General features: G+C 41.9%; 9 protein-coding genes. 8 read left to right on the top strand and 1 reads right to left on the bottom strand.

Going from position 1 to position 7,303, the window contains the following annotated elements; all coding sequences use genetic code 11:
- From VE944_RS16625 to VE944_RS16650, 6 genes are all read left to right on the top strand, one after another.
- A partial coding sequence (locus tag VE944_RS16625) for a YihY/virulence factor BrkB family protein (protein WP_324978905.1) occupies positions 1-918 on the top strand: 918 nt, incomplete at its 5' end.
- Between the two features lie 155 nt (positions 919-1,073).
- Positions 1,074-1,625, top strand: coding sequence for a DUF421 domain-containing protein (locus VE944_RS16630; RefSeq protein ID WP_324978908.1), 552 nt, complete (start codon positions 1,074-1,076; stop codon positions 1,623-1,625).
- A gap of 40 nt (positions 1,626-1,665) precedes the next feature.
- A complete protein-coding gene (gene purB, locus VE944_RS16635; protein ID WP_324978911.1) occupies positions 1,666-2,961 on the top strand; it encodes an adenylosuccinate lyase in 1,296 nt (431 codons plus the stop codon).
- Between the two features lie 361 nt (positions 2,962-3,322).
- Positions 3,323-3,874: a DUF4126 domain-containing protein gene (locus VE944_RS16640; protein ID WP_324978914.1), complete on the top strand. Its 552-nt coding sequence runs from the start codon at positions 3,323-3,325 to the stop codon at positions 3,872-3,874.
- A 140-nt stretch (positions 3,875-4,014) separates the two neighbouring features.
- Entirely contained in the window at positions 4,015-4,248 is a 234-nt protein-coding gene (locus VE944_RS16645) for a DUF433 domain-containing protein (protein ID WP_324978929.1), read from the top strand.
- Entirely contained in the window at positions 4,245-4,586 is a 342-nt protein-coding gene (locus tag VE944_RS16650) for a DUF5615 family PIN-like protein (RefSeq protein WP_324978917.1), read from the top strand. The genes VE944_RS16645 and VE944_RS16650 overlap by 4 nt, the downstream gene beginning before the upstream one ends.
- Positions 4,587-4,895: 309 nt before the next feature.
- On the opposite strand, the gene hemH is transcribed toward VE944_RS16650, so the two are convergent.
- Positions 4,896-6,062: a ferrochelatase gene (gene hemH, locus VE944_RS16655; protein WP_324978919.1), complete on the bottom strand. Its 1,167-nt coding sequence runs from the start codon at positions 6,060-6,062 to the stop codon at positions 4,896-4,898.
- Between the two features lie 94 nt (positions 6,063-6,156).
- Here hemH and VE944_RS16660 point away from each other — a divergent pair, with 94 nt between their 5' ends.
- Together VE944_RS16660 and VE944_RS16665 are read left to right on the top strand one after the other, a co-directional pair.
- Positions 6,157-6,780, top strand: a complete 624-nt coding sequence (locus VE944_RS16660) for a class I SAM-dependent methyltransferase (RefSeq protein WP_324978922.1) — start codon at positions 6,157-6,159, stop codon at positions 6,778-6,780.
- Between the two features lie 155 nt (positions 6,781-6,935).
- On the top strand, positions 6,936-7,303 hold a 368-nt coding region (locus VE944_RS16665; RefSeq protein WP_324978926.1), incomplete at its 3' end, for a DUF29 family protein.

The raw sequence follows: 7,303 nt of genomic DNA on the forward strand, positions 1-7,303 counted from the left end.
ATTTTTTCCATTGCACCATTGCTAATTATTGTAATTGCGATCGCAGGGGCAGTATTTGGAGACGAGGCGGCAAGGGGGCAAATCGTTGGACAAATTCAAGGTTTAGTCGGCCCAGATGGCGCAGAATTTATCCAAACAGCCATTCAGAATGCTAACAAACCAAAAACAGGAGCGATCGCTTCTATCATAAGTGTCGTAATTCTCCTAGTGGGTGCTACTGGCTTATTTACCGAGTTGCAAGATTCCCTCAACACGATTTGGGAAGTGAAACCGAAACCCGGAGGCGGCGTAACTAACATGATTCGCCTACGCGTTTTATCCTTTGCATTGGTGATCGGTATTGGCTTTTTACTTTTAGTTTCTCTAGTAATTAGTACGGCATTAGCAGCATTAGCAACATTCTTTAGTAACTTGGTGCCAGGTGTAGATTTTCTCTGGCAAATTCTCAATTTCATCATCTCTTTTGCCATCACTACATTCCTGTTCGGACTCATTTTTAAAGTTCTACCAGATGTGGAAATTGGTTGGAGTGATGTTTTAATTGGAGCTATGCTCACCTCCTTTTTGTTTTCTATCGGGAGATTTTTGTTAGGACAATATTTAGGTAATGGCAGTTTTGGTTCAGCTTATGGTGCAGCTGGTTCACTGGTGGTAATATTAGCTTGGGTTAACTATGCCGCGCAGATCCTTTTCTTCGGTGCGGAGTTTACCCAAGTTTATGCCAGAAGGTACGGTAGCGGCATAACCCCATCTAAACATGCCATACCTTTATCTGATAACACGAAAAATAATGGTAAAGCTCCAACGGCGGAATCGTCCACTAAGAAAAAGCCCTCTTCTAATTTTATTAATCGCTTGTTCCAGTCTTTCAATAAGCCCAAGCGTTTAAAACAGAGAAGAAAAAATCAGCGATTTTAATTTCTGATTATTAGGAATTTAGGTTTATAAATCTGATAGATGTTGAAGTATTTAACCTCTACTAAAAGTTAGTCTTATAAAATAAGACCACAGATAAATAACCTGATACTGGATTTTTCCAGAAGTCTATTGAGAAAGGAAGAAAATCAGTGCTAATGGAAAAATGGTTTTTTATCGATTGGCAGGCAATCTTTATTCCTAGCATCAGCATCTTTGAGTTAATTATCCGTGGTTCGCTGGTTTATTTAGCGCTGTTCTCAGTGCTACGCCTGCTTCCTAGCCGACAGCTAGGAACACTAGGGATTACTGATTTACTCGTAGTTGTGCTATTTGCTGAAGCTGCCCAAAACGCTATGGCAAGTAATTATACATCGATTACTGAAGGCGCTATCTTGGTAGGAACTGTGATTTTTTGGAGTTACTTGCTGAACTGGTTAGGTTACAGAATCCCCCGGTTTCAACGTTTTCTGAATCAGCCACCACTGCTACTAGTAAAAAATGGCCGGATGATTGAGCGTCATTTGCAACGAGAGTTAATTACGGACGATGAGTTGATGAGCAAGTTACGCCAGCAAGGTGTGGAATTTTTGGCAGATGTGAAGTTTGCATATATGGAGGCTGACGGCAGCATTAGTATCATCACCTTCGACTCCAAAACTAGTACCGTCCCTGAGCAAAAAGCAGTACTAAAAAGCGATCTACATTAATTAAACTGTAAAATATGACGGTTGTATTCTGTGCCGAACTGTGATTGAGCGTTATACTTTGCCCGAAATGGCTAATCTGTGGAGTGAAGCCTATAAGCTAAAAACTTGGCTGCAAGTCGAAATTGCTGTTTGCGAGGCTCAAGCTGAACTAGGTTACATTCCATCTCAGGCGGTTGAGGAAATTAAAGCTAAGGCAGATTTTGACCCAAAACGGGTGCTGGAAATTGAGGCTGTAGTCCGCCACGATGTCATTGCTTTCTTGACAAATGTCAACGAATATGTAGGTGATGCAGGACGTTACATTCACCTGGGTTTAACTAGTTCGGATGTTTTGGATACAGCTTTAGCACTGCAATTGGTTGCCAGCCTGGATATATTATTGCAACGTCTGGAAGATTTAATTCAGGTAATTCGCGAAAAAGCACGGGAACATCGTAATACAGTTATGGCTGGTCGATCGCATGGTATTCATGCTGAACCGATCACTTTTGGTTTCAAGCTAGCTGGCTGGTTAGCTGAAGTGTTGCGACACCAAGAACGCCTAAAAATACTCCATGAAACGATCGCTGTGGGCAAGATTTCCGGTGCAGTGGGAACCTATGCCAATGTTGAACCGCGTGTAGAAGCGATCGCTTGCCAAAAACTCGGACTCAAACCCGATACGGCCTCAACGCAAGTTATTTCCCGCGATCGCCACGCCGACTATGTGCAACAATTAGCTTTGGTAGCAGCATCCATCGAACGTTTTGCTGTAGAAATTCGCAATCTGCAAAAAACAGACGTTCTGGAAGTTGAAGAATTCTTCTCCAAAGGTCAAAAAGGTTCCTCAGCAATGCCACACAAGCGCAATCCCATCCGTTCGGAACGGCTGACGGGAATGGCGCGACTCGTCAGAAGCCATGCCGGTGCAGCTTTGGAAAACGTCGCTCTTTGGCATGAGAGGGATATTTCCCATAGTTCTGTAGAACGGGTAATTTTGCCAGATGCTTGCACTTTGACGCACTTTATGTTGTCAGAAATAACCGACTTGGTAAAAAACCTGTTGGTTTATCCTGAAAACATGGAACGAAATCTCAACTGCTACGGCGGCGTTGTGTTCAGCCAAAAAGTCCTGCTAGCTTTGATAGACAAGGGAAGTAGCCGAGAAGATGCTTATGCGATCGTTCAAGAAAGCGCTCACGCCGCTTGGAACAAGCCAGAAGGTAATTTCCAGGACTTGATTAGCAAAGATCCTCGCGTTACTGAAAAGTTGTCCCCAGCAGAACTACAAGTCTGTTTTGACCCCCAGCAGCATCTGAGCCATTTAGAAGAGGTTTATCAACGGTTGGGAATTTAAGATTAATTTGCTTGTAGTGAGCGCTTAAGCGCTTACTACTAACCTGTTAGTCAAAAAATACACAAACTTTTTCAAAGAAGATATATAAAAATACCAATAATCTTTAGTATTGCATTGCTGAAGACTATTAGTTTGGTGCTGGAATTTTTGCCAGCACTGGGTAGTATAAATAACACATATCTATATCATGTCCGCATAATTTAGTTGTGATTCCCACAGTCATTGCACCCCACCCCCAATCCCCTCCCCGCAGGCGGGGAGGGGAGACAAAGCGCAGCTTTGGCGGGGTGGGGTTCTTAGGGTTTAATAAGTAATCAAACGAACATGATATTACTTATTTATTATTTTTTCGAGTGCCTAAATGATTGAAATCCTAGCCACACTTTCAGCCTCTGCCGCAGCAGGAATGAGAATAGGTACACCTTTGCTAATCATTGGATTGTTGCAGGGTAGTAGCTTGTGGTCACAAGTTCCGATTTTATCTCATATTTCTCCACCAATATTGTTAGCTTGCCTTAGCTGTTGGTCTTTAGTTGAATTACTAGCCTCAAAAAAGCTACGGGGGCAAAGATTGCTACAACTAGTTCAATTATTCATGTCTCCCCTTGTGGGGGCAATTATGGGGTTAGCAGTAGCTAATGCAACAGCAACGCCAAGCTGGCTGATTGCCTGTATTGGGGGTTCTTTAGCTTTAGTGCTCCAACTAGTTCAAGTTGGCTGGTTTTATCGGTTACGTGGTTTACCCTTATGGGCAGTCTTTCTTCAAGATACCTTGTGTATTGCTCTAGTACTTTTTGCCTTTGATGCTCCCTGGCAAGGAGGATTAATTGCTTTAATACTGCTCTGGTTTGCAGTTCGTAGCGCGAAGCATTGGTATGACTGGTATCACAAGGGGATAAGGCATAGGCAATAGGGCAAAAAAGTGCTGAGTACTAAGTGCTGTACATGGATAGCTATGGTTTAGCCCATGCTGAGTTAATAGCTAGGAATGCGGATTAAACAAAGTTCAAAACTAATAAGATGGTAAAATATTATTCGCTAGTCAAATAACTAATTAACTCAATGAATGAATTATTGACTCGTATTACGCAAATTCCGGGTCAATGTGGGGGTTGTCCTTGCATTCGAGGTATGAGAATTAGGGTTAGTGACATTTTAGAAATGTTAGCGGAAAATGTCACCGTTAGCGAAATTTTAGAAGACTTTCCCGATTTAGAACCAAAAGATATTCAAGCTTGTCTTCTGTTTGCTGCACGACGCACTGATTTTGTCCGGTTGACAGCATGAAGATTTGGATTGATGCACAGTTACCGCCGACATTGGCAAGTTGGGTAATAAATACTTTTGCTATAGAAGCTTTGTCGTTAAGAGATATTGGTTTACGTGACGCTAAAGATATAGAAATTTTTGAGGCTGCAAAAATTGCCAATGTCATAATTATGACGAAAGATAGTGATTTCGTTGACTTGGTTTGTCGGCTAGGGATACCTCCTCAAATTCTTTGGTTGACTTGTGGAAATGTTACTAATCGTAATTTGCGTCAACTTCTGACAATTACTTTGCCTAACGCGGTGGAACAATTACGTCAAGGAGAAATGATTGTAGAAATTAGCAATTGTCGCTAAACAATTACAATATTTACCTTGATTCTATTTTATCTACAAGCGATCGCACTCCTCACCACAAGCACACCCTTCACGATAAGCGATCGCACTATTTCAGGCAACCCTAGAAATAAGAATTAGATAACATACAATTTTATATCCCTACCTTACCTCACACTCAATCCCTCTTCTTATAAAGGCGAGGGAAGCTAGAGACAGGATGAAGCTTTGTATTTTATTTAATCTATGTTCCTTAAGAGTGAGGAGTTTTGTTTATCTCCTCATCTCCCTCATCTCCCTAATCTCCCTGCCCCTCTGCTCCAATACTTTTTACTGCAAAAGTCCAATCATGTGCAAGAAGCCATGACCGGTAATCAACTCAATGATTAAGGCGATGAAGCCCAGCATGGCAATCCGCCCATTCCATACTTCAGCGCTAGTAGTCAGACCCCATTCCCAACGCTCTTGGGGGTACATTTTCACCCTTTTTTTCATTTGGGCAGCTTGTGAAAGCTTGAAACTAGGGTTTTTCAGCGCATCAATCACCAAGTCTGCAAGTGCATTAATAAATACTGGATGGGTATTGGGAGCAGGAACACGACGGAAATTGTGAATTCCTGCTTCTTCTGCTACTTCCCGATATTCAATATCAATTTCTTGCAGAGTCTCAATATGCTCTGAGACAAAACTGATTGGCACAACAACCAAATCTTTCACGCCTTTTGCACCTAGTTCTTTGAGGGCATCCTCAGTATAAGGTTGGAGCCATTCTACTGGGCCAACGCGACTTTGGTAAGCTAAGGTGTGGGCATTGGGTCGATTGAGGGTCTGCATAATCAGGGCAGTACATTCCTCAATTTCTTGCTGGTAAGGGTCGCCAGCCTCTTCAACGTAGCTTTTAGGAACGCCGTGAGCGCTGAAGAATATATGAACCTCATCTGGGTTAGAAAACTGTTTTAGTTCTTGGGCTATGAGTTCCGCCATTGCTTGCAGGTAGCCTGGTTCTTTGTACCAGGAAGGAATGACGGTGTAATCAATGGGTTGAAGCTTTGGGTCTTCTTGCCAAAGTTTTTCTAAAAGCCGGAAGCTAGAACCACTGGTACTGATAGAAAACTGGGGATATAGTGGTAGTATGACCAGGTGTTCTATATTATCTTGGGTGATCTGTGCGATCGCTTCTTCTGTATAAGGATGCCAATAACGCATTCCCACGTAAATCTTGGCTTCTTGTCCTAAATAACCCAACTGTTCTTTTAAAGCTTCCCCTTGCTCTTCTGTGATCCGCCGCAGTGGGGAACCGCCACCGATTTGCTTATAATTCTCTTGAGATGTTCTGGTTCGCCGCTCGGCAATAAACCAGGCTAGGGGCTTTTGCAACCAGCGAAATGGTAGGCGAATAATTTCCGGATCAGAAAATAGGTTGTACAAAAACGGCCCGACATCCTCTAGCTTATCGGGGCCACCGAGATTGAGTAATAAGACGCCTACACGACCCATAGCAGTTACTTTCCCCCAATCTTTTCAGGTTTTTTACTAATGTTAACAATATATCTTTATTAAATAATAAAGCTTAATAGCAAGGAAATATGCAATGGCAACAATTTTAAGGGATTGGAGTTACCGCTATCAGTGGCTGTATGATGGTATCTCTCGTTTAGCAGCCTTAAGTGTAGGTGGTGAAGCCCGTTTTCGGCAACTTGCTTTGCAAGGCTTAACAATTCACTCAGATACTCAGGTCTTAGATTTATGTTGCGGCAGTGGTCAAACGACGCAATTTTTGGTAAAGTTATCACAAAATGTAACAGGATTGGACGCCTCACCCAAGTCTTTGCAACGGGCGCGGCAAAATGTACCATTAGCAGTTTATCTCGAAGCTTTTGCCGAGAATATGCCATTTGCAGATAATCTATTTGATGTGGTGCATACCAGCGTTGCATTACACGAGATGCAGCCTGAGCAATTGCGAAAAATTATTAGTGAAGTTTATCGGGTGTTGAAGCCAAAAGGAGTGTTTACACTAGTAGATTTCCATGCTCCGACGAATCCGATATTTTGGCCTGGGGTATCAGTGTTTTTGTTATTGTTTGAGACGGAAACAGCTTGGCAATTGTTGAAAACTGATTTACCTGGATTGTTAACTGAGACTGGGTTTGAAGTGGGTAAGCCAACTTTATATGCAGGTGGTAGTTTGCAAGTGATACAGGCGATGAAGTGAGCAATACTGCTTTATTAATGGCAGGTAAGAGACTCTGCTATTAATAAAGTATGGGTAATTGTGATATAGCACTTAAGCCAGTAGGAAGTGAAAAAATGACCCAGGAACTAATAGACCTCAAAAAGAGTATTTTGGAAGGACGTTAAGCAGATGCCTTGGCAATTGTAGATGAATTAGAAGGCATGAGTAAACAAGCTATTCTGCGGAATATCCAAGCTTATTTAAGGATTCTGCTGATTCATTTGATTAAGAACCAAGTAGAACAAAGATTAACTGGTTCATGGGCAAATTCTATTCGTAATTCAATCCGAGAAATTAAAAATCTTAATATTAAAGATAATAAAAAATCTTACTATATTAATTTAGATGATTGGGAGATTTTGATAGAAGAGGAAGTGGTTGAAGATGCGATGCCTGCGGCGGGCTACGCCAACGCTGATGCTAGCGAGGAAGTAATGAATGGAGCATATAATCAATTCCAACTGGCTGAAATAGTGGATAAAAACCAAATTATTCAGACTGC

The organism is Nostoc sp. (assembly GCF_035638895.1).
Classification (GTDB): domain Bacteria; phylum Cyanobacteriota; class Cyanobacteriia; order Cyanobacteriales; family Nostocaceae; genus Nostoc.

Excerpts from the sequence above, each read along its gene's own strand:
- VE944_RS16630 (WP_324978908.1), top strand. The coding sequence starts at position 1,074 with ATGGAAAAATGGTTTTTTATCGATTGGCAGGCAATCTTTATTCCTAGC.
- VE944_RS16640 (WP_324978914.1), top strand. The coding sequence starts at position 3,323 with ATGATTGAAATCCTAGCCACACTTTCAGCCTCTGCCGCAGCAGGAATG.
- VE944_RS16650 (WP_324978917.1), top strand. The coding sequence starts at position 4,245 with ATGAAGATTTGGATTGATGCACAGTTACCGCCGACATTGGCAAGTTGG.
- hemH (WP_324978919.1), bottom strand. The coding sequence starts at position 6,062 with ATGGGTCGTGTAGGCGTCTTATTACTCAATCTCGGTGGCCCCGATAAG.
- VE944_RS16660 (WP_324978922.1), top strand. The coding sequence starts at position 6,157 with ATGGCAACAATTTTAAGGGATTGGAGTTACCGCTATCAGTGGCTGTAT.